The organism is Nocardioides sp. (genome assembly GCF_035576065.1).
Lineage (GTDB): Bacteria > Actinomycetota > Actinomycetes > Propionibacteriales > Nocardioidaceae > Nocardioides.
The window spans coordinates 183655-204836 of record NZ_DATLWX010000045.1; the positions used below are offsets into that span (position 1 = coordinate 183655).

Annotated in this window: 18 protein-coding genes; 8 read left to right on the forward strand and 10 right to left on the reverse strand. The window is 69.0% G+C overall.

Annotated elements, in window-relative coordinates; genetic code table 11:
- Positions 1–31: 31 nt before the first annotated feature.
- From VNJ48_RS21225 to VNJ48_RS21255, 7 genes are all read right to left on the reverse strand, one after another.
- On the reverse strand, positions 32–3886 hold the full coding sequence (locus VNJ48_RS21225; protein ID WP_325605788.1) for a PKD domain-containing protein: 3855 nt from the start codon (positions 3884–3886) through the stop codon (positions 32–34).
- Positions 3887–4067: 181 nt separating this feature from the next.
- Positions 4068–4739, reverse strand: a complete 672-nt coding sequence (locus VNJ48_RS21230; RefSeq protein WP_325605789.1) for a hypothetical protein — start codon at positions 4737–4739, stop codon at positions 4068–4070.
- The gene (locus VNJ48_RS21235) at positions 4732–5535 is read right to left on the reverse strand and encodes a PRC and DUF2382 domain-containing protein (protein ID WP_325605790.1); all 804 of its coding nucleotides are present in this window, start codon (positions 5533–5535) and stop codon (positions 4732–4734) included. Before VNJ48_RS21235 ends, VNJ48_RS21230 begins: the two co-directional genes overlap by 8 nt.
- Before the next feature lie 52 nt (positions 5536–5587).
- Entirely contained in the window at positions 5588–6403 is an 816-nt protein-coding gene (locus VNJ48_RS21240; protein WP_325605791.1) for a mechanosensitive ion channel family protein, read from the reverse strand.
- A 232-nt stretch (positions 6404–6635) separates the two neighbouring features.
- Positions 6636–7391 carry a TetR family transcriptional regulator gene (locus VNJ48_RS21245; protein WP_325605792.1) on the reverse strand — a complete coding sequence of 252 codons (756 nt, stop codon included), beginning with the start codon at positions 7389–7391 and terminating at the stop codon, positions 6636–6638.
- Between the two features lie 216 nt (positions 7392–7607).
- Positions 7608–8690 carry an inositol-3-phosphate synthase gene (locus VNJ48_RS21250; RefSeq protein ID WP_325605793.1) on the reverse strand — a complete coding sequence of 361 codons (1083 nt, stop codon included), beginning with the start codon at positions 8688–8690 and terminating at the stop codon, positions 7608–7610.
- A gap of 75 nt (positions 8691–8765) precedes the next feature.
- Positions 8766–9344, reverse strand: coding sequence for a PadR family transcriptional regulator (locus VNJ48_RS21255; protein WP_325605794.1), 579 nt, complete (start codon positions 9342–9344; stop codon positions 8766–8768).
- Between the two features lie 110 nt (positions 9345–9454).
- On the opposite strand from VNJ48_RS21255, the gene VNJ48_RS21260 reads away from it, so the two are divergent.
- A complete protein-coding gene (locus VNJ48_RS21260) occupies positions 9455–11746 on the forward strand; it encodes a transglycosylase domain-containing protein (protein ID WP_325605795.1) in 2292 nt (763 codons plus the stop codon).
- Between the two features lie 39 nt (positions 11747–11785).
- Complete coding sequence (locus tag VNJ48_RS21265) at positions 11786–13246, forward strand: glycosyltransferase 87 family protein (protein WP_325605796.1); 1461 nt, start codon at positions 11786–11788, stop codon at positions 13244–13246.
- Here the strand turns inward: VNJ48_RS21265 and VNJ48_RS21270 are convergent.
- Both VNJ48_RS21270 and VNJ48_RS21275 read right to left on the reverse strand, forming a co-directional pair.
- Positions 13157–14239: an alanine racemase gene (locus tag VNJ48_RS21270; protein ID WP_325605797.1), complete on the reverse strand. Its 1083-nt coding sequence runs from the start codon at positions 14237–14239 to the stop codon at positions 13157–13159. The two genes, VNJ48_RS21265 and VNJ48_RS21270, sit on opposite strands and share 90 nt — an antisense overlap.
- Positions 14236–15390, reverse strand: a complete 1155-nt coding sequence (locus tag VNJ48_RS21275) for a lipid II:glycine glycyltransferase FemX (protein ID WP_325605798.1) — start codon at positions 15388–15390, stop codon at positions 14236–14238. The genes VNJ48_RS21270 and VNJ48_RS21275 overlap by 4 nt, the downstream gene beginning before the upstream one ends.
- 230 nt (positions 15391–15620) lie before the next feature.
- Here VNJ48_RS21275 and VNJ48_RS21280 point away from each other — a divergent pair, with 230 nt between their 5' ends.
- Positions 15621–16847, forward strand: coding sequence for a hypothetical protein (locus VNJ48_RS21280; RefSeq protein ID WP_325605799.1), 1227 nt, complete (start codon positions 15621–15623; stop codon positions 16845–16847).
- Positions 16840–17472, forward strand: coding sequence for a class F sortase (locus VNJ48_RS21285; RefSeq protein ID WP_325605800.1), 633 nt, complete (start codon positions 16840–16842; stop codon positions 17470–17472). The genes VNJ48_RS21280 and VNJ48_RS21285 overlap by 8 nt, the downstream gene beginning before the upstream one ends.
- A gap of 7 nt (positions 17473–17479) precedes the next feature.
- Here the strand turns inward: VNJ48_RS21285 and VNJ48_RS21290 are convergent, their stop codons facing one another.
- Complete coding sequence (locus tag VNJ48_RS21290) at positions 17480–18298, reverse strand: deoxyribonuclease IV (protein ID WP_325605801.1); 819 nt, start codon at positions 18296–18298, stop codon at positions 17480–17482.
- Positions 18299–18415: 117 nt separating this feature from the next.
- Here VNJ48_RS21290 and VNJ48_RS21295 point away from each other — a divergent pair, with 117 nt between their 5' ends.
- Genes VNJ48_RS21295 through VNJ48_RS21310 form a run of 4 tightly spaced genes read left to right on the forward strand, consistent with a single transcriptional unit; the run spans position 18416 to position 21130 of the window.
- Positions 18416–18970, forward strand: coding sequence for a hypothetical protein (locus tag VNJ48_RS21295; RefSeq protein ID WP_325605802.1), 555 nt, complete (start codon positions 18416–18418; stop codon positions 18968–18970).
- Positions 18967–19293, forward strand: a complete 327-nt coding sequence (locus VNJ48_RS21300) for a hypothetical protein (RefSeq protein WP_325605803.1) — start codon at positions 18967–18969, stop codon at positions 19291–19293. Before VNJ48_RS21295 ends, VNJ48_RS21300 begins: the two co-directional genes overlap by 4 nt.
- Positions 19293–20225, forward strand: a complete 933-nt coding sequence (locus VNJ48_RS21305; RefSeq protein WP_325605804.1) for a hypothetical protein — start codon at positions 19293–19295, stop codon at positions 20223–20225. The genes VNJ48_RS21300 and VNJ48_RS21305 overlap by 1 nt, the downstream gene beginning before the upstream one ends.
- 53 nt (positions 20226–20278) lie before the next feature.
- Positions 20279–21130 (forward strand): hypothetical protein, encoded by an 852-nt coding sequence (locus VNJ48_RS21310; RefSeq protein WP_325605805.1) that lies wholly within the window; start codon positions 20279–20281, stop codon positions 21128–21130.
- The last annotated feature ends 52 nt before the right edge of the window (positions 21131–21182 follow it).

A 21182-nucleotide genomic window follows, 5' to 3' on the forward strand; every position in this document is an offset into this window, starting at 1 on the left:
GGCTCAGCGGGTGCTGGTTCAGCGGTGCTGATCAGCCGGTGATGCCGAAGCCCTCGATGAAGGCACGGCCGCCGTGCTTCACCACCAGCTTGAGCCGGTGCCGGCCCTCGCCCAGGCCGCTGACCACGGCGTGCTTGTCGAGCCGCGGGGCTGCCTTGCGTCCGGCGAAGGAGACGGTGCCGATGCGCTCGTTGTCCACGAAGACCACCGCCTTGACACCGCGCACGGCGCGTCCGAACACGATGTCCAGGACGTCACCGCGGAAGGTCAGACGCATCGCGTCGCGGCCCCGACCGGGGTGGCCGTTGTCGCAGTAGCTGCCACCGGGGGCCTGACCATCGACGATCCGCCAGTTGCCCGACCGGAACACCTTGCGACCCTGGCACTTGTGCGTCTTGTCGATCGACGACGGCGCCTTCGAGGCCACGGTGATCTCGGGCTCGCCGGGGGTGGACGAGCCGCCCGGACCCGGGGTCGTGGGACCCGGGGTCGTGGGACCCGGGGTCGTCGGACCGGGGGTTGTCGGACCCGGAGTCGTCGGACCGGGCCCTCCAGGTGGGTCGGTGACGACGACCTGCACGGTCGCGGTGTCGGTCAGCCCACCGGGGTCCGAGACGGTGACCTTTGCGTCGTACGTGCCGGCCTGGCCGAAGGTGTGCGAGACGACGGCACCCTCGGCGTCCTTGGTCGACCCACCGTTGTCGAAGTCCCACGAGTAGGTCAGCTGGCCCGGCGTCTCGGTGTCCGTGCTGCCCGAAGCGTCGTACTGCACCCGCGTGCCCACCGTGCCGGTGGTCGGCGTGGCGGAGGCGGCCGCGGTCGGAGCGGTGTTGGCGGCAGGCACCGGCTCCTCGCCGTACCCGTAGTCAAAGTCGCCACAACCCGGGCCGAGGGTGAAGCTCACGTCGCCGGTCAGGTCACCGTCGGCGGCCTGGGGTCCCTCGCCGGCCTCCGTGCCGTTGCCGTTGCCGGTCATCTGCAGCACGTCGAAGGTGAGGCAGTCGTAGTCGAACTCCCAGTTGCCCGACGGGCTGTTGGGGTCCTCGTAGTTGTCGGTCCAGCCGTCACCGCCGTCGGAGAAGCGCGTGTCCCCTGCGGCCGCGGTCCAGGCCGCGTCGTTGAGGTCGGGCGTGTTGTTGCCCGGCTGGGGCTGACTGTCCAGCGGCGACTGTGCGGGCGGGTCGTCGGTGCCGGCATTGCCGTACCCGTGAGCCTCGTCGGTGTAGGCGGTGTAGAAGCCTGACGCGAACTCCGGGCCTCCGCGGTCGGCCTGTCCGTTGCCGTCCAGGTCGAAGCCGGACCGGTCGCGCATCTCGAGGTAGTACGCGTGGTCCGAAGGGCCCTCGGCGCCGGCGGCGACGTACTGCCATCCCTGGCTGCAGTCACCCCCAGGACCGTCGGCTCGGCAGCCACCGTTGAAGATGCGCGGGTCCTCGGGGGAACCGCTGGTCTCGAAGTCGGTGGCATAGATCTCACGGGTCTCGCCGCCGGGCAGCGTCGCAGTGATCGTCACGTCGTCGATGAACCAGCCCGGCCTGGCGAGGCCCGGGTCGGTCGAGTAGCTGAACCGCAGCACGGGGCTGTCGGACCCGGCGAGCTCGGAGATGTCGTAGCTGTCAGCGGCGTAGACCATCTCCGGGGTGTTGCCCGCCTTGCGGTCGACCGCCTGGGAGCCGGCCTTGTAGGAGCCCGACGTCCCGGTGATGCCGTTGTCGTAGTGCCCCTGGCAGGCGTTCTGGTTGGGGTTGCCGGCGGCCGGGTCGGTGTTGGACGTGGTGTAGCCCTTCGTCGAGGGGTTGGAGTTGAACGTCTCGCCGCCGTCCTCGGACGTCAGGACGAAGCCGTAGTCGTAGTCCCACTCGATGTCCCACATCGACTTGAAGTCGACCGTCAGCGTCGAACCGGCCGGGAGCGAGGCCACCTCCGGGACGGCGATGTCGATGTTGTGGCCCTTGCCCGGGTCCTTCGCACACCCGAAGTCGTTGCCCGAGCGCGACCACCAGGTGTGGACGGGAGTCGCCGTGTCGCCGGTGTCGAACTTCGCCGGGTCCAGCAGGATCCGGCCGGGGAGCTTGGCGACGTACATCTGGGAGTTCTGCACGCGTCCGACCCCGCCGAGGCCCTCGGTGAGGGTGTACGGCGTGCCGTCCGGCTTCTGCCACGTGATGGTGTCGATGTCCTGCTTCGAGTCCGGGATCGCGGCCTCGGTGCGGGAGGAGTCGAGCACCTCCGGCACCACCCAGCCGAGCTCCTGGCGACCGTAGGCGTCGATGTGGTGCGACTTGTCGGTGGCCATCAGGCTCCAGTCGCCATACGTCTCGCGGCTACCCGTGGAGTAGAAGTCGGGCAGGCCGAGCGAGTGGCCGTACTCGTGCGAGATGACGCTGGCCGCGTCGATCGCCGTCTCCGGGTTGACGTTGTAGGGCCCGACCCGGACGAACACCTTGAGGGCGTCGGTGCCCGGCGTCGTGGTCATCGTCGTGTAGGTGTCGTTCGTGTACCAGAGCGGACGACCCTCGAGGTCCTTCAGCTGGTCGTCGGTGGTGAAACCGGGCAGCTGCGTGACGGGGTCGGAGTAGTAGAACTCCAGGCTCGACGAGTGCGGCCAGACGTTGTCGTACGGCGCATCGGGCGTGTCCGTCGTCGGGTTGGGCAGGTCGCAGCCGACCGGGCCGAGCTGGGAGGCACCGTTGCCGCCGCAGCCGGCGAAGACGGCCATGAAGAAGTCGACCACGCCGTCCTTGTCGGTGTCGTAGTCGGAGTAGTCGATCTCGGGGTCGGCGATGGCTGCAGCGTCGTGGACCATCTTGCCGGTCGGCCCGCAGCCCGAGTCGATGGCCTGGAGCGCGCCGACACCACCGACGGCGCCAGCGAGTGCCGAGCCGTTCGAGTCGGCACCGTAGTACTGCGTGGTGCCGGGCAGCTGGTAGACGCCGTCGCGGATGCGGTCGGGGTAGAGGGCAGTGCCCTCCTCCTCGAGCGGGCTGTCGGCGAAGGTGGCGCCGGTGCACGTCTGCGGCTGGGTCTTGGTGAACGGGAAGGCACCCGGTCCGCCGGTCTGCGGGTTCGCGTCTGCGTAGGCGAAGCCGCGCTTGTTGTTGGCGCCCACCACCTCCGCGGAGGGAACCGTGCCGTCGGGATAGAGCTGGCCCAGGCTCATCTCCTGGAAGAGATTGAAGGTGGAGCCCTCGTAGTTCGGGTCGTTGATGACGGTGTCGAGAGAGTTGTCGTGCTTGTTGTGGTCGCGGTCGGTGTAGGCCACCGGGACGACGGGGAACGGCCGGTCGCCGTACCTCGCGGTGTCGAACTCATCGCCCGGCGGGATCACCTTGGGGCCGTGGCTGGTGACCGTGGCTGCGTCCGGGCCGACTGTCACCGCGGCCGACGTGGAGAGGTCACGCCACACGATCGTGTCGAGCTCGGCGGTCGTGGCTGCCACGCTCTCGAGGACCAAGGTCGTGGTCGAGTCGGCGGCGGCGGACGGGATCGTCCACGTGTACGACGAGCCGTCAGCCGCCCGGATGCCGGAGGTGCCGGCCGGGGCCGAGCCCTGAGTGATGCTGGACCCCACGGGTGCCGAGACGACCACTGACACGCCGATGACCGGCGCGGCGGTGTCGTTGCGCACGATGATGCGCGAGGGGTAGGAGTCGCCGGGCTTGACCCAGCCGACGGCGGAGACGAAGGAGTTCTCCACCTCGAGCCCGCCGACCGGGGCGGTGGAGACGACCGGGCCGTCGGCAGCCGCGGCTCGCGCCGAGGCAGACGGGGACGGGGTGGCAGACGCGGCGGTGCCGGTGGAGCTGAGCGCGGTGGCGGTCAGCGTCGCGGCGAGGAGTGCAGAGACGGCTGCCAGTGCGGGCAGGCGACGGCGAAGGCGAGACATGGAGGTCCTCGAGGGGCTCGAGACGCATCGGTGGTGCGTCGATGCGGTGGAAACGACCCGAGGGGGCGTGAAGTTACGCGTGGGTACGGCGGGCGGGCCCCAGAGACGTCCCGGCGCATCAGTGACGGATCGGCCGAAGCCGATCCGCCACTGTGCGTGCTGCCCGATCAGGGCCGATGGATCAGTGACCCAGACCGGTCCTGTCCACCGCGCGGTGGAACCGCATCCCGGCCAGTCCGCCCAGGAGGGCGCCGACCAGGCTCGCGGCCAGCACGGCCACGGCGGCGATGATTCCTGCGGTGGTCATCGTGCCCTCGTCCAACGGCAGTCGCGGGAAGCTGTTGAGCTCCTTGAGCACGTTGAACTCGGCTCCCGCAACCACGCCGACGATCGCGACGATGACGGCGATGACGATCGCCCACAGCCACACGCCGAGACCCTGCTTGATCCCGTCGAAGCGCGCCATGCGCCCGGCGACGTAGCCCCCGCAGTAGTAGGCCACGAAGACGATCACGAGCAGGATGATGCCGCTGACGATGCCAACGGTGTCGGCCTGCGCGCTTGCGGTGTCGGTGGCCTCGCCGACGTTGGTGTCGGTGGCCAGTCCGACAGCCGTCCCGGCCGCCGCCGCCAGGGCAGTCAGCACGACGGCCATGCCAGTGGCGGTCAGCCAGCCGAAGAAGCAGGAGCCGATCTTGATGCCACCGTGCTCCTCCCGCTCGCGGTCGACCACAGCCTGGCGGTCGGGGGCGGCGGCGTGCGCCGCCGGCCCCTGTCGGTGTTCATCGTGGTGCGCATCCGGGTCCATCGCGTGCGATCCGGAGTCGCGCGTCGTGCGGTCCTGATCAGACACGGCGGTCGTCCGAGTCCTGGTCGCCGGTGGTGCCCGCGTTCTCGTCGAGCTCGATCTGCTCCTTGCGGACCTCCTCGCTGACCTCCTGGTGCTCGGTGACGGTCTCCTTGTCGACGCGCACGCGCTCGACGGGGACGGTCTCCTTGTTCACCACGACCCGCTCCTCGGTGAGGACCACGTCGTGCTCCTCGGAGGTGATGTCGCCACCCGACGTCGCCTGGTCGATGTTGTCGTCGGTGATCGGCTCACGCTCGAGGCGGACCTCTTCGTGGCTCACCGGGACGGTGGTGGTGACGTTTTCGGTGACGACGTACTTGCGCAGACGGGCACGCCCGGCCTCACGCTTCTCGGTGCCGACCTCGAGCTGCTCCTCCGAGCGGGTCATTGCTGAGTCCGTGTCGGGGCCGGAGGTGTCGTGGCCGGTGTCGCCGTGCGAGGCGACGGCGCTGGTGTCGTTCGACGTGTCGTAGTCAGCACCACCGACGCCGTAGTAGCGGTAGAGCTCGGCTTCCTCGGTCTCGCTGAGGTGGCTGTCGGCGTCCTCGATCCGCGGGGCGTCCTTGACCTTGTCCTTGCTGTAGGGCACGCGAAGGTCGTCGCCCGTGACCTCTGCCTCGCGCAGGGGTACGAAGGACTCGCCGCCGCCGAACATGCCGGTCTTGACGGTGACCCACTCGGGCTGGCCGGTCTGGTCGTCCAGGTAGACCTGGCCGATGCTGCCGATCTTGCTGCCGTCGTTGTCGACGACGTTGCCGCCACCGGTGAGCAGCTGCTGTGTCTGGTCGGTCGAGATCATGGTGTTCTCCCTTGGTTGGTTTGTGTTCGGAACTGCCGTCAGGCGGTCGTGCTCAGAACTGGCGGGTGCTGTCGGCGTTGGTGGTGCTGTCGAGCGGGGCGGCCTGGTAGCTGGTCGCGCCGGCAGTCTGGGTGCCGGAACCGCTCTGCTGGACCTTTTCCTTGGCCTGCAGGGCCTGCTCCTTCACGCTGGGCGCGTTGGCCGCCTGCTCCTTGATGCGGGGAGCCTCCTGCTCCGCCTTGGTGAGGTAGCCCTCCCAGCGGTGCTGCATGGGCTTGATCAGCCCACCGCCCACACCGACGACGATGACACCGACGACGGCGGAGAGGATGGCGATCAGAACCGGAGTCGTGACCGTGGTGGCCACACCGACCTGGTTGAGCGCGGCGACGACGCCGAGGAACAGGATGAAGATCGACGCGGCGTTGGCCAGCGCCTTGCCGTACGACAGGCCACCGAGCGTGCCCTGGATCAAGGTCTTGACCGCTGCCGCGATGGCCGCGGCCACGACCAGGATGATGATCGCCACGATCAGGCTGGGCAGGAACGTGATGACCTGCGTGATCAGGTCACTGATGGGGTTGGGGCCGAAGACGCTGAAGGCCATCTGGAGCACGAAGAGTGCCAACGTGTAGTAGATGAGCTTGCCGACCACGCTGCTGGCGTCCATCTTCGAGTTCGCCATGGCCTTCTTGACACCACCGCGCTCGACGGCGCGGTCGAAACCGACCTTCTCGAGCAGAGCATTGATGGCCTTGGCGACGAGCTTGGCCACGATCAACCCGATGATCAGGATCACCAGGAAGAGAATGAGCTTGGGCACGAACTCGGCGATCGTCGTCAAGCCGTTTCTGAGTGCTGATTCCATCTGAGTTTCCATCGCTTCTTGCCTTCTTCCAGTCAGGTGTTCGGTGACCTGGCAGGACCGTGGGGGGCGTCCTGGCGCAGTGCGGGGGACCGCTGTCACCACCGTCGGAACTGCGCCCGACGCGGATTGCTTACGTTGTAAACAACCACGCGCCGTCGAGTTGAGGCAAGGGCGACGCCTCCTTGGGGGTGGGATGAACTTCCCCCGGCTCGGCGGCCCGCGCCACCGGCGATCAGGACTCCAGGTGCTCCGTGCGGAGCAGCGTCATCCGGTCCATCAGCTCCTCGAGGGCGTCCTCGAACTCGGCGGCTGCATGGTCCTGGGACAGCTCGGCGCGCAGCCGCCGCACGGTGGGGTGCGCCCGCACGGCGTCGTCGTCGGCGGAGCCGTCGTCCAGCACGTCGAGGGGGCCGAGGTCCGCGCCGTGGGTCGACACCTCCAGCAGGAGGTGCCCCAGGAGGAAGCTCGTGTAGGCACGGTAGGCGGCCACCGCAGCCAGGTCGGTGAACCCCTCCTCGATCAGGCCGGCCAAGAAGGTCTCGACCCAGTCCAGGCTGCGCAGTGGCGGGCGCAGCCAGGGCGCCTCGGGCGGTCGAGAGGCCACGAGCGGGAATGCCTTCGGGTGCTCGAGCGCCACGCGGCGTACGCCATGGGCCAGTCGGACGAGGAAGTCCTGCCAACCGTCTCGCGGGGAGTCAAGGACGTCGTCGTCGCGCTCCATCCTCTCGACGAGGGTCTCGACGACCGCGTCGAGCAGCTCCTCCTTGCCGGGCACGTAGCGGTAGAGCGCCATGGCCTCGACACCGAGCTCGTTGCCCAGCCGGCGCATGGTGAGCCCCGGGAGTCCGTGGGCGTCGATGAACTCGACAGCGGCGTCCACGATGCGCTCACGCGAGAGTGGCTGGCGCGTTGACAGGGGTTCGAGACCCTTCACCGCCCGCAGGTCGACGTCGGCAACCTCGGCGACGTGTTCGTCAGGAGCGGACATGACGGACCCCCATCGGCCGCCGGGAGGCGGACAGGAGGTGCAGCACGGTCATCACGACTCCGATCGTCGTCGTCCGAGGGTCGGTCCTCCACCGTAGGCGCTCGTGCGCTCGGGCGGGAAGCCCGTCACCCAAAAGGAGACGGCCCGGCGGGATCACTCCCACCGGGCCGTCGTGATGATCTGGTCCTGATCGGACCCTCGATCGTGAGGCGTCGACTACTCGCCGCGGATGAACTTCTCGAGCTCGGCGCGGCCGATGTCGTCGGGCATCTGCACGGGCGGGCTCTTCATCAGGTACGTCGACGCGGGGATGATCGGGCCACCCACGCCACGGTCCATGGCGATCTTGGCGGCGCGCACGGCGTCGATGATGATGCCGGCCGAGTTGGGGGAGTCCCAGACCTCGAGCTTGTATTCAAGGTTGAGCGGGACGTCGCCGAATGCGCGGCCCTCGAGGCGGACGTAGGCCCACTTGCGGTCATCGAGCCAGGCGACGTAGTCGGACGGCCCGATGTGGACGTTGCGGTCGCTGATCTTGTCGGCCAGCTCGCCCTTGAGGTTGGACGTCACGGCCTGGGTCTTCGAGACCTTCTTGGACTCCAGGCGCTCGCGCTCGAGCATGTTCTTGAAGTCCATGTTGCCGCCGACGTTGAGCTGGTAGGTGCGGTCGAGCGTCACGCCGCGGTCCTCGAACAGCTTCGCCATCACGCGGTGCGTGATGGTCGCACCCACCTGGGACTTGATGTCGTCACCCACGATCGGGACGCCGGCGTCCTCGAACTTCTTGGCCCACTCGGGATCGGAGGCGATGAAGACGGGCAGGGCGTTGACGAAGCCGCACCCGGCGTCGATGGCGCACTGGGCGTAGAACTTGTCCGCGTCCTCGGAGCCGACGGGGAGGTAGGAGACGACGACGTCCACCTGCGCCTCCTTGAGGGCAGCCACGACGTCGACGGGCTCGGCCGGGGACTCGTCGATGGTCATGCGGTAGTACTTGCCGAGACCGTCCATCGTCGGGCCACGCTGGACCTCGACGCCCACAGTGGGCACGTCGCAGATCTTGATCGTGTTGTTCTCCGAGGCGTTGATGGCCTCCGAGAGGTCCTTGCCGACCTTCTTGTCGTCGACGTCGAAGGCAGCGACGAACACGACGTCGTTGACGTGGTAGTCCCCGAACTTGACGTGCATGAGACCCGGCACGTCGGCGGTCGGGTCCGCGTCCTTGTAGTACTCCACACCCTGGATGAGGGAGGTGGCGCAGTTGCCCACCCCCACAATTGCTACTCGTACGGACCCCATGGGGCTCTCCTTGTCCTTTTTGGCCTTGTCTGCTGGCCTGGTCTGACTGGCTCTGGCTGCTGGCTGTCTGGCTGCTTACTGATCCGTGCTGGTGCTGGCCCGGTGCTCGGGCGAGGTCTCGCCTCGCTCGGCTGAGATCAGCTCAGAGAGCCAGCGCACCTCACGCTCGACCGACTCCACCCCGTGCCGCTGAAGCTCGGTGGCATATCTGTTGACCTCGGCCTGCGTGCGCTCGAGGTCGGACTGGACGCGTGCGAGACGTTCCTGGAGACGGGTTCGCCGTCCCTCCAGGACCCGGAGTCGGATCTCCATGTCGGTGCGCCCGAAGAAGGCGAACCGGATGTCGAAGTTGTCGTCCTCCCACGCGGTGGGACCGACTTCCGACATCAGGCGTTCGAACTCGCTGTGCCCGGCCGCCGTGACCTCGTAGACGATCCGCGGGCGTCGGGTGACCGGCGTCGTGGTGGCGACGGCCTCCTCGATGAGGTCGGCGCGGAGCATCTTCTTCAAGGCCGGGTAGAGGGAGCCGTAGGACAGCACTCGTCCCCACCCCAGCATGAGGTTGAGCCGCTTGCGCAGCTCGTAGCCGTGCATCGGTCCCTCGTGCAGCAGTCCGAGGACTGCCAGCTCGATGGTCTCTGCGCGACGTGCCATGCGACCTATCGTAGCGATATATCCACGGGACGCTAGTTGGAGCGATCCTCGGAGCCCTGGTGGACCGCACGAGTCGAGCGAACGATGGGCTTCGACGTACCCTTGCGCGCGTGACCAAGCGCAGAGCCGACGGTCGTCCCGTCACTCGTCAACCCAACAAGCCGAAGAAGACCGCCGGTCAGCGCGTCCGCGGTGTGCTGAAGGCACTCCTCATCTTCGGACTGGTCGGCCTGCTGGTCGGCGTCGGCATCTTCTTCGTCCTCTACCAGGCCATCGCCATCCCGGACGAGAACGACGCGTTCAAGGCGCAGACGACCTTCGTCTACTACAGCGACGGCAAGGACGAGCTCGGCACCTTCTACGACGACCAGAACCGCGAGTCGATCCCGCTCAAGGAGATGCCGCAGTCGATGCAGGACGCCGTGGTCGCCGCCGAGAACCGCACGTTCTGGACCGACCAGGGGATCGACCCCAAGGGGATCCTCCGCGCCGCCTTCTCCAACGCGCGCGGCAACGCCCAGCAGGGCGCATCGACCATCACCCAGCAGTACGTCAAGATCCTCTACCTCTCCAGCGAGCGCAGCTACCAGCGCAAGGCGAAGGAGGCGATCGTCTCGCTCAAGATCCAGAACCAGCTGAGCAAGACCCAGATCCTCGAGGGCTACCTCAACACCATCTACTTCGGCCGCGGGGCCTACGGCGTGCAGGCGGCCGCGAAGGCCTTCTTCGACAAGGAGGCCAAGGATCTCAGCCTGCGCGAGAGCGCGGTCCTGGCCACCACGTTGAACAACCCCTCGCGCTACGACCCCGCCGACGGCAAGGAGTCCCGCCAGGCGCTCAGGGAGCGTTTCGGCTATGTCCTCGACGGCATGGCCGAGATGGGGACGATCTCGGCGGAGGAGGCCGACACGGCAGCCAAGCGACTGCCGAAGTTCCCCAAGATCGCAGCGCAGAGCCAGTACGGCGGCCAGCGCGGCCACATGCTCGAGCTCGTCAAGGACGAGCTCCTGCGCCTCGGGTTCGACGACGAGGAGATCGACGGCGGTGGCCTCCGGGTGACCACGACCTTCACTCCCGAGGCCATGGCGGCTGCCGAGCAAGGGGTGCTCGAGCAGCGACCCGAGGGCTTCTCCGACAAGAAGCTCCACGTCGGCGCCGCGACCGTCGAGGTCGGCACCGGTGCCCTGCGCGGTTTCTACGGCGGGCAGGACTACCTCGACTCCCAGCTCAACTGGGCCTCGTCCGGTGGTCAGGGCGGTTCGACGATGAAGGTCGCAGCGCTGGTGGCCGCCATCACCGACGGGTTCGAGCTGAAGGACACCTTCGAGGGCAACTCGCCCTACGTGCTGGAGGACGACACCGAGGTCGAGAACCAGGGCGACACCGACTACGGCTCGGCGATCTCGATGATCACGGCGGCCGAGAACTCCGTGAACACCGCGTTCATCGACATGACGGTGGCCATGGAGGACGGGCCGGAGAAGATCATCGCGGCGGCCGGCGACCTCGGCATCCCGCCCGGGAAGCCCACCAAGAAGATCAAGGGCATCCCGAACTCCTCGCCCGGCCTGGAGCCGATCACCGGCGTCGCGCTCGGCAACGCGACCGTGAGCCCGATCAACATGGCCAACGCCTACGCCACGATCGCCGGCGGGGGAGAGCGCTCGACGGTGCACGTGATCGAGAAGGTCGTCGACGCCACCGGCGAAGAGCGCTACACGTGGAAGAACGACAGCACCAGGACCGTCGACGAGGACATCGCCGCCGACGTCTCCTATGCGCTGCAGCAGGTGGTGCAGTCCGGTTCGGGCACGGCGGCTCTCGACCTCGGCCGCCCGGCCGCCGGGAAGACCGGCACCGCGACCAACGGTGACGGCGAGGTGTCGTCGGCCTGGTTCGCTGGCTACACCCCGCAGATGGCCACTGCCGTCATGTATGTCCGGGGCAAGGGCAACGAGCAGCTCAAGGACTGGTTGCCGTCCTACTTCGGCGGCGCCTACCCCGCCGAGACCTGGACCGCGATCATGGAGACGATCATGGAGGGCCTCGAGGTCGAGGAGTTCCCCGAGCCGGCGTACGTCGAGGGCGACGCGCCGGACGAGGGGCACGAGGCGTACGTCCCGCCGGAGACCACGTTCACCCCGCAGCCGCAGCCGCAACCCACACGGAAGCCCACCAAGTCGGCCACCATCATCACCGAGACACCCAGCCCGACGGAGACGCCGACGGAGACACCGACGCCGACCCCGACGCCGACTCCGGTCCCCACCCCGGTCCCGCCCCCGCCGCCGACCGAGACGGTCCCGGTCCCGGAGCCGACGACCCCGCCTCCCACGGAGACGACTCCACCGCCGTCCAGTCCGGCCGCCCGGGCGGCACACCGCCAGCGCGCGCTGCGCTGAGATCGACCGACTCGAGTGGGATCACCGGGCGGTGACAGTGTGACGCCTCACGGCCAGCCGCCGTCCGGCGCGCTCGAGAGTCGGGTGGCACCCAGTCGCGAGGACCCGGTCGTCCGCTCGGTCAGCGAGGTCGTCGGTGGTCCGTTGGGTGACCACGCCGGCGGGCACCCGTGGTGGACCCCGCTGCGCGTGGTGCTGCTGCTGGCATCCGTGGCGATGTCGCTGGGCATCCTGGCCAAGGCCCCGTGCCTCGACACCGCCGGTGGCTCGGGGACCGGGCGCTACACAGCGCTCTGCTGGACCGACACCTCGACGGCCTACGTCCAGCACGGCTATGCCGAGGGCTATTGGCCCTTCACCGACGACGAGCAGGTCCGCGCTCGCTACGCGCCGGGGTGGGTGCCGCCGCTGCCGGCGTACGTCGCCTTCGTCAGCCAGCGCATCACCGCCGTGGTCAGCGGCTCACCCGACCTCGACGAACGGGCGCAGCTGCCGGTGAGCGAGGTCGTCACGCGTCCGGAGGTGTTGCGCGAGGCGCGCATCTTCACCCTGGTCAACGCCGTGCTGCTGGCCGCCGCGGCGTTGCTCGCGGCTGGTCTGCTGACGCGGCTGCGCCGCCGCCGACCTTGGGACGCCGCCGCCTTCGCCGCAGCGCCCATGTTGGTGCTCTTCTTCCCCATCACCTGGGACCTGCTCGCCGCCGCCGCGGTGGCGGGCGCGCTGTGGGCATGGACGCACCACCGACCGGCGGCGACGGGGCTGGCGATCGGGGTCGGCGCGGCAGCGTCCCCCTTCGTGGCGCTGCTGCTCGTCCCTGCCCTCGCGCTGCACCTGCGTCATCGACGGCCTCGCGAGGCAGGCATCCTTGCAGCCATCGCGGTCGCCAGCTGGTCGGCCCTGATGGCCCCCGCACTGCTGAGCTCGACGCAGGCGTGGCGGACGTCCTGGCGCGGGTTCTTCCACGGCGCTGACGTCGGTTCGAGCTGGCTGCTGGTGAGCCAGGTGGTCGGCTGGAGCCCGTCGACCACGGTGATGACCGTGGTGACGGCGGCCGGACTGTCGCTCGTCGGCGCCGCGGTGGTGTGGCTGGCCTGGCGGACGCGGTGGTCGTTCGCGAGCCTCGGCACGCTGCTGATCGCCTCGGCCCTGATCCTCAGCCCCGCGTCGGCCCCGTCCTACGCCTTGGTGCTCCTGCCTCTCGCCGTGGCAGCCGTGCGCTCGTGGAGCCACCTGCTCATCTGGCAGGGGTGCGAGATCGTCCACTGGGCGCTGCTCGGCTTCTACCTCGGTGGCGCCCTGGCCCCCGCTGGTGGCGGGGAGGCGCGGGCCTACTGGTGGGCCATGGCGATGCGCATCGGCGGATTGGTGTGGCTGGTCGTGGCGACGAGGAGACACGCGGGCGGGCCCGATTCAGCTGATGTCGACCCGGTCGAAGGTGGTCGCGGTGAACCGGACCCTGACCTCGATGTCCTCACCCACGCCGGGCACTCGCGCGCCTGAGGGCAGGAACAGCATCGAGGCCTGCATGTGCGGCGGCTCGGCGAAGAGTCGCTGCTTGCCGTCGATCGAGAACGGCGAGCGCACCACACCGACGACGTCCATGCCGCTGCGAGCGATGGTGGCAGCCCTGCTCCTCAGTGACTGGTCGCCGCTCGGCGCCTCCAGCCCGATGCCGTGCGCCGTACCCCCGCTGACGACCAGCAGGTGACCGCTCTTCGGCATCGAGCGCCCGCGATAGCCGAAGGCCTCCCCACGCTCGAGCGGGTGGACGTCGAGCACGGTGGCGGTGACGTTGAGGGCGGCCCGGTCGCCGAGCCACAGGTCGGTGCCGAGGCGTGGGCGGACGACGAAGTCGGGGAAGGACGAGCGGAGCCTGGTCAGCTCGCCGATCGTCAGGTGGCTGACGAAGACGGTGCGCGTCGGGAGCCCGGTGGCGACCACGTCGTTGAGCAGACGTTCGACCTCGCTGACGTGGGAGGCGGTGTTGAGGGGCAGGTGCATCGAGACACCGACCAGTCCCGTGAGCTGTCGCTCGTCCAGCACGCGGGCGGCCTCGACCAGCTCGCGGCGGGTCATGCCGTGCCGGCGCATGGAGGTGAGCTGCTCCAGCACGAAACGTGCGTCGGGCTTGCGCTCGGTCAGGTCTCGCACGTCCGCGATCCTGCTGACGGTGTGGATCACGCGGTTCGACAAGGTCTCCGAGACGTCGAGCGCCGCGCCCAGGGGACGCCAGGGTGTGAGGACCTGGAGGTCGCCTGCGAACCGGTCGGCTGCCTGCGCAAGCTCGAGGTAGGTGCCCACGGCCAGCACGTCGATGGCTGTCCCGGTCTGCTCCGCCTTGGCCGTCAACCATTCACACCGGCGTGCCAGGGAGCCGATGCCGAAGCCGTAGCCGTTGCCCTTGGCAACCGGGACGATGCCAGGCCGGGCGCTGACGGCGTGGAGGAGGTGGCTGCGCCAGCGATCGCCGTCCACGGCCAGTCGCAGACTCATGAGCGGCGCGCCATGTAGAGGTCGAACGCCTTGTAGATCGCCCGGTTGATCGGCAGGTCCCACTCACCGACGTATTCGACGGCCTCGCCACCCGTCCCGACCTTGAACTGGATGAGCCCCACGTGCGGGTCGTCCGGGTCCAGGGTGTCGGTGATGCCTCGCAGGTCGTACACCGCGGCCCCGTTCGCCAGCGCGTGTCGGATCATTTCCCACTGCACGGCGTTGGAACCGCGGACCTCACGCTTCTCGGTGGAGCTGGCGCCGTAGGAGTACCACGCGTGGGTGCCGACCTGGATGCCGATCGTGCTGGCGACGAGGTCCCCCTCGTGCCGAGCCAGCCACAGGGTGATCCGGCCGGACGCCTCATCGCCGAGAGCGTCGAACATCGTCTGGAAGTAGCCGAGCGGGCGCGGGGTGAAGTGGTCACGCTCGGCGGTGTGGACGTAGAGGTCATGGAAGGCCTTGAGGTCGGCGCGCGTGCCCTGCTCGACGACGACACCTTCCTTGGCGGCCTTCTTGATGTTGCGTCGCCAGAGCTGGTTCATCCCCTTGAGGACGTCGTCCTCGGTCCGGGGGGTCCCGGCGTCGTCGGGGCCGGTCAGGGGGATGACGAAGTTGTACTTCGGCTGGCCGGCCGCGAATCCTCCCTCCACCCCTTGGGGACGCCAGCCGAGCTCGTGGAGCTGGGCGACGACTGCCGCGCCGTCACGCGATCGCTCGAGCGGCGCCACGTCGGTCAGGCGGCGGACTGCGTCGTCGGCGATGCCGTCCTTGACCTGAGCTGCGCTCCACCGACGGGTGATGACGGGCGGACCCATGCGTACGCCGAAGGCTCCCTGCAACTTCGCGTGGGCGGCCAGCGGCTCGAGCCAGGTGCCGAGGTCGTCGTCGGTCCAGTCGATGACTGGACCCTCCGGCAAGTAGGCAAGGAAGCGCTTGACCTTGGGAAGCTGGCGATAGAGCACGAGTGCGGCACCGACGAGCTCGTCCTCGCGGAACCAGCCCAGGGACTCCGCGCGCCACTCCGGCTTGACCCTCGCCCAGCCGGGCGTCTGCAGGAAGCTGGCGCTCGACCTCGCCGCGATGAACCGGGAGTGCTCGGCCGTCGTGATGGTGCGGATGGTGACGGGTGTCGTGCCGGAGGTGCTCACGACGCGAGGCTAGCCGAGACGCCGGAGACCTTGTCGTTGGCGGCCTAGTCACAAATGACTACAGCACATCTCACCCCTACGGGCTATGTGGCATAACCCCCTTGGCGAATCGTCGTTCTCACTATTGCGACGACACGCACGGCGAGCCCCATCTCGGGGGCCATCGACACGGCAGACCGTCGAGATGCTTGATCCACCAGGGATCGGGACTCTTTTGAGGGAGTAAGAGAATGAGCGCCAACCTGAACCGACGACACACCCGACTAGCCGCAGCCGCCGTCCTCACGCTCGGTCTGGCAACCTCTGCCCCGGCGATGGCGGACCCCGGCAACGGCAACGCGAACGGCCACGCGACCGCGCCCGGGCAGCAGCCCGCAGCGCCGGCTCCCGCGCCGGCCCCCGCACCCGCCCCAGCCCCTGCGTCGGACAGTGACGACAAGGGCGACAAGGGCGAGAAGCCCGCCAAGCCCGCCAAGCCCTCCGACCAGGGCTCCGGCAACGACGACAAGGGTGACAAGCCCGCCAAGCCCGCGAAGCCGGCCAAGCCCGCGAAGCCGGCCAAGCCCGCGACGCCCGCCGACCAGGGCTCCGGCAACGACGACAAGGGCCCCAAGCCCGAGAAGCCTGCCAAGGCCGACAACCCGGGTGGTGGCGGCTCCGACAATGACGACAAGGGTCCGAAGACATCTGACCCGGGCGGCAACAACGGGACCGTCAAGATCGCCGCTCCTGGCGACGAGGCCGGGCACCCGAGCAACAACCCGCACCCGGGCTGCACGTTCTTCGTGGAGTGGTACGGCTTCGATGAGGGTGCCGACGTCGTGTCCACCGTGAACTTCGCCTCCCACGCCCCCACCGCGGACGTCGTCCTCGGCGGCACCGCCCCCTCGACCGTCTTCGTGGGCGGCGACGCTGCCGGCGGCGGCACCGACCTCGACGGCCGTCAGGCCTACACGCTCACCTTCGACGGCGAGCCCCACCCCAAGCAGGGCTACCACGTCAAGCTGACGATCCACACGCCGCGCTCGAACGGCAACGACTCCAAGAGCAAGGTCTTCTGGGTCGAGCCCTGCACGTCCACGACGGGCGGCACGACGGGCGGCACGACGGGCGGCACGAAGCAGAACCAGCCCGCACCGGCAGCCGAGGTCCAGGGTCAGCAGGCGAACGCCGTGAAGAACGCCGTGAAGAACACCGAGAACGCCGAGTCGACGAACACCACGACCACCACCGCACCCGGAACGGTCGAGGTGCAGGGCGTGCAGGCGTCGAACAACAACACCACCACCCAGGGTGAGGCTCCCAACGCCGGCGCCGAGCTCCCGACCGCGATCGCGGCCGGAGTCAACGCTGTCGGGCTGGACACCCCGGCCGAGCGGTCCCTCTTCGGACTGCTGCTCATGCTGATGGGCGCGGCGTTCGGGCGGTTCGCCTGGACCCGTCGGGTCCGTGCCTGATTCAACCCGCATCCGCCAGCGCCTCGCCCCTGTGGGCGGGGCGCTGGCGGCATTGGTGCTCATCGGCGCCGGCTGGACGTTGCTGCAGCGCGACGCCGCGCCGAGACCGGTCATGAGCGCTGGGTCGCAGGGCACGACGGTCGAGGCGTCGCTGCCGACACCCCGGATGGCTCCGGCCGTCCCTGGCTCACCGCGCCGGATCGTCGTACCCGCCCTGTCGGTGGACGCCGAGGTCGACCCGATCCGCACCCGCGACCGCACCCTGATCCCGCCCACGGACCCGCAGCGCATCGGGTGGTGGGCCGACGGCGCCCGACCCGGTGATGCGACCGGCACGGCGCTGCTCACCGGTCACACCGTCAACGCCGGTGGCGGTGCCCTCGACGACCTCGAGGAGCTCGCCGCGGGTGATCGCGTGGAGGTCTCCACGACCCGAGGGACGATCGCCTACCGCGTCGCCTCGGTGCAGATCCTGTCGCGCGAGGAGGTGGCCACCCGGCACCGCGAGCTCTTCGACCAGGGCGGCGAGGCTCGTCTCGTGCTGGTGACGTGCGAGGACTGGGACGGCCAGGCCTACCAGAGCAGTGTCGTCGTCACCGCGACCCCGGTGGTCACGGCCGGCTGATCGCCACTCAGAGCCGCTCGCGCAGCCAGTCGGCGTCGGCCCTGTGCTCGGCCGTCGCCCCCGGTGTCTCCAGCACGACGGGCGCTCCTGCCTCGCGGACGACCGCGGCCAGCAGGTCGGCGTCGATGCGTCCGGACCCGAGGTTGGCGTGCCGGTCTGCGCCGGAGTCGAAGTCGTCACGACTGTCGTTGCAGTGCACGAGGTCGATGCGGCCGGTGATCGCGAGGACGTCGGCGACCACGGTCTCGAGGGAGTTGCCGCCGGCATGGGCGTGGCACGTGTCGAGGCAGAAGCCGACCATGTCGGCCTGTTCGCAGGCGCTGATGGCGTCGAAGACGCCGGCGATCCGCTCGAGGTAGCGCGTCATCGCGTTGTCCCCGCCGGCGGTGTTCTCGATCAGCAGCGGGATCTTCAGGTCGGTGGCGTCGATGGCCTTGCGCCAGTTGTCGAACCCGACGCTCGGGTCGTCGCCCTTGTTGACGTGTCCGCCGTGCACGATCAGGCCCTTGGCGCCGATCTCGGCCGCGGCGTCGATGTGCTGCTGGAGGAGCTTGCGGCTCGGGATCCGTATGCGGTTGTTGGTCGTCGCCACGTTGACGATGTAGGGCGCGTGCACATAGAGGTCGACCCCCGCCTCCTCCGCCGCCGCCCGGAGCGCTGCCGCACCTCCGGCGTACTCGACCTCGGGGCCCTTGAAGCCCTGCGGGTCGCCAAGGAAGAACTGCACCAGCGGAGCGCGACGCGACTGCGCCTCGCGGACCGGGTCGGACTGGGCGACGTGAGCGCCGATGGCGAGTGCGGAGGTCTGGTCGGGGGTGGGACTCATGGCACAGACGTTAGAGGAGTACGCCGACGACGACTGAGAGGCTCCGTGAGCCCACCCGGAGGCCCGGGCGCCATGAGGCGGTGTTTCGACTCGTCCCGGGGCGGGTAGGCACGTGTCATGTCCGTACAGGAAGCAGTGCAGCGAGTGATCAGTCCCGACTACGTCGGCTCCATCGAGTCGGCTGCGACCGATGCGGCCGATCAGGTCCGGGTCTCACTGGGGCTCCGTGGGGAGGTGACCGCTGTCATGGCGCTCCAGCTGACCTCGCGACTCAAGGCGGAGGAGGGCCTGCGGGAGGCGGTCTTCGAAGCGGCCAACCGCGCCGAAGCGGCCCGCGTGATGAATGAGCTCGCCCTCCTGGGCGCCCTCGACCCGGAGGCTCCCGCCGGCGCGTCGAGGGCGTTGGCGCCGCTGCCCGGTCCCACAGCACCACGGCTCGTGGTCCGCTCCCCGGACGAGCAGGCGGACCACCTGGCTCGCTACATCGCCAGCGGGGGGCTGGATCCGATCGTGGCGCCGGGAGATCGGTGGCGGACCTCGAGCAACGGCTACCTCTCAGTCGCCATCAACGATCGAGGACAACTGGCGGCTTTCAAGGCCGACCAGGAGTGGCTGTTCGGCGTGAGCCTGGATCGCCTCAACAACGCACTCAAGGAAGCGGTGGAATCATGAGCGGACCGACCCAGTCGTTGTACGTCGAGACGCAGGCGCTGTACGACTGCGCTGACGGGTGGACCAGCGACGCTGTCACCCGGCTGGCGGCGGCCAAGAGCTTGGCAGCCAACGGTGAGCACCAGGGCTACCTCTTCGGCGTCCTGCTCGCCTCGCTCCAGCAGCCGCACGACACTTTTGCCTCTGATGCAACGGACATCCTCGGCACGGCCGGCGAGGTGGCCACCGACTTCGGCGAGGCCCTCGCGCAGGTCGCCAAGGACTACGAGTCCACCGACGCCAACGTGTCCACGCTGGCGACCAAGACCGCGGCTGGCCTCTGATGGGCGAGCGACTGCCGGGACTTCCCGCCTACGACGCGCCCCCGCTCGAGGGTCAGCTGAGCGACCTGGTGCTGTTCGGCACCCCGGACATGTGGTTCAACCGCATGATGGAGCTCAACGACCTGCTGGTCCAGGAGATCGAGGACTGGGGCCAGAAGATCCAGGACAAGATCAACGGCCTGAGCGAGATTGACGCCGCCATCATCGGTGGCGCCATCGGGATCCTCGGTGGGCCCTTGGGCATGCTGGGCGGAGCGGCCGCTGGCGCCCTGCTGATCGGCGAGGTCAAGGACTGGCTCAACGGAAAGCTCGGCGACCTCCTCGAACAGCTGTGGGACGCGCACAAGAAGGTGGTAGATGCGATGCAGGCGTGCATCGACGGGATCTTCGGCAACCCGGAGAAGCTCATGGGACTCGGCGCCGGTTACCAGTCCGCCCGTTCCGCGCTCATCGAGGCCAACCTCGCGGTCACCAAGAAGACCGACACAGTGTCAATCTTCTGGGAAGGTCGCGGTTTCTCCGCATATTCCGGCGCCGCCGGTCAGCAGACCGCTGCCATGGACGTGATGGCGGGCAAGGTGCAATCGGCCAGTCACCTGATGGCGGACGCGGCGGGGCTGATCCAGCAGTGCTGGTCCGACATCATCCAGGCGCTGGTGGCGCTGGTGGCTGACGTGGTCAACACCCTCCTCGGAGACATCGAGATCACCAAGCTCCCGACCGCCACGGTGACAACCCCCGTCGGCATCATCATCGACGGGGTCAACTTCCTCAATGCCGTCGTCTCCGCCATGCGAGCGGTCAGCATCGAGGCACGCACCACGAGCTTCATGGACTGGACGGAGCTCAGCAGCACGCCGTGGCCGCGACCGGACGGCCTCGCCGCCAACCAGTACGCGAACGACGACAACTGGGGGACCACCGACCAGTGATGTCTTATCAGAGGCGCTCGTGGTCATGGTCTGCCCTCGCGTCAGCGTGTGCCGTGTTTGCCGTCGCCGGCTGTACGTCCGGGGGCGAGGCACCAGGCCCGGCGGATGCGCGCCAGGTCGACGTGGGTCAGGTCGAGAAGGTGTCGGCGACGGAGCTCGTGGTCGAATCGCTGACCGAGGTCGGACTGCCGTCGGGGGTCCTGACCCTGGGGCTCGCACCCCGCGTGGCCTCGGTGTCAACGGAGTCGGGGGAGCTGACACCAGGCCCGGACACCACGATGGTCGGGGTGACGTGGTCGTTCACGGCCCACTCGAGCTCGGTTGCCCGCGCGCTGCTGCTCGGCGACCTGCAGCCTGAGTCCCTGCCGCAGCCCACGGTCTCCTTGACAGACGGTTCCCGGGCGCTGCCCCTGCCGGTCGTCGCGCAGGCCGGACAAGGGGGCGCAGTCGTCGCCGGCACCGAGGCGTCGGCAAGCGTCGAGGTGACATTCGACGGGCTCACCCAGACCGTGGACCTCGCCACCGGCGCAGTGGGGCCCGGGCAGGCCGACAGCCTGATCGACCTCGACGAAGCGACGACGAGCCGGCCGCGACTTTGCGAGGCAAGGGACTTCCCGGTGCCGGAGGTGCTGGACAACAGCTGCTCCGTGGATGCCGTCCACCGGCTCCCGTACATCTCTGGCCTTGGTTGGGCGCCGGACGCAGGGACCTGGCTGGTGGTGGACACGTCCGTCGAAGGGCGAGCGACCGTGCTGTTCGACGACGACCCCGGGACCGTTCTGGCGCGTGCTTCCCAGGACCAGCTGAGGCTGGCCTTCGCCGTCGCGGCGGGCGCGCCGGACGGCAGCATCGACTTCGACTTCGGTCCGCCCATCGGGGTCATCTCGGTGCCACTGGTCGACTGACTCCGTCCACGAAGGTGCCGTCGGAGGGCCGGCGGCACAGCACCAGCAGCAA

Coding starts and splice junctions, on each gene's coding strand:
- VNJ48_RS21225 (WP_325605788.1), bottom strand. CDS start 3,886: ATGTCTCGCCTTCGCCGTCGCCTGCCCGCACTGGCAGCCGTCTCTGCA.
- VNJ48_RS21235 (WP_325605790.1), bottom strand. CDS start 5,535: ATGATCTCGACCGACCAGACACAGCAGCTGCTCACCGGTGGCGGCAAC.
- VNJ48_RS21240 (WP_325605791.1), bottom strand. CDS start 6,403: ATGGAATCAGCACTCAGAAACGGCTTGACGACGATCGCCGAGTTCGTG.
- VNJ48_RS21245 (WP_325605792.1), bottom strand. CDS start 7,391: ATGTCCGCTCCTGACGAACACGTCGCCGAGGTTGCCGACGTCGACCTG.
- VNJ48_RS21250 (WP_325605793.1), bottom strand. CDS start 8,690: ATGGGGTCCGTACGAGTAGCAATTGTGGGGGTGGGCAACTGCGCCACC.
- VNJ48_RS21255 (WP_325605794.1), bottom strand. CDS start 9,344: ATGGCACGTCGCGCAGAGACCATCGAGCTGGCAGTCCTCGGACTGCTG.
- VNJ48_RS21270 (WP_325605797.1), bottom strand. CDS start 14,239: ATGAGTCTGCGACTGGCCGTGGACGGCGATCGCTGGCGCAGCCACCTC.
- VNJ48_RS21280 (WP_325605799.1), top strand. CDS start 15,621: ATGAGCGCCAACCTGAACCGACGACACACCCGACTAGCCGCAGCCGCC.
- VNJ48_RS21290 (WP_325605801.1), bottom strand. CDS start 18,298: ATGAGTCCCACCCCCGACCAGACCTCCGCACTCGCCATCGGCGCTCAC.
- VNJ48_RS21295 (WP_325605802.1), top strand. CDS start 18,416: ATGTCCGTACAGGAAGCAGTGCAGCGAGTGATCAGTCCCGACTACGTC.
- VNJ48_RS21300 (WP_325605803.1), top strand. CDS start 18,967: ATGAGCGGACCGACCCAGTCGTTGTACGTCGAGACGCAGGCGCTGTAC.
- VNJ48_RS21305 (WP_325605804.1), top strand. CDS start 19,293: ATGGGCGAGCGACTGCCGGGACTTCCCGCCTACGACGCGCCCCCGCTC.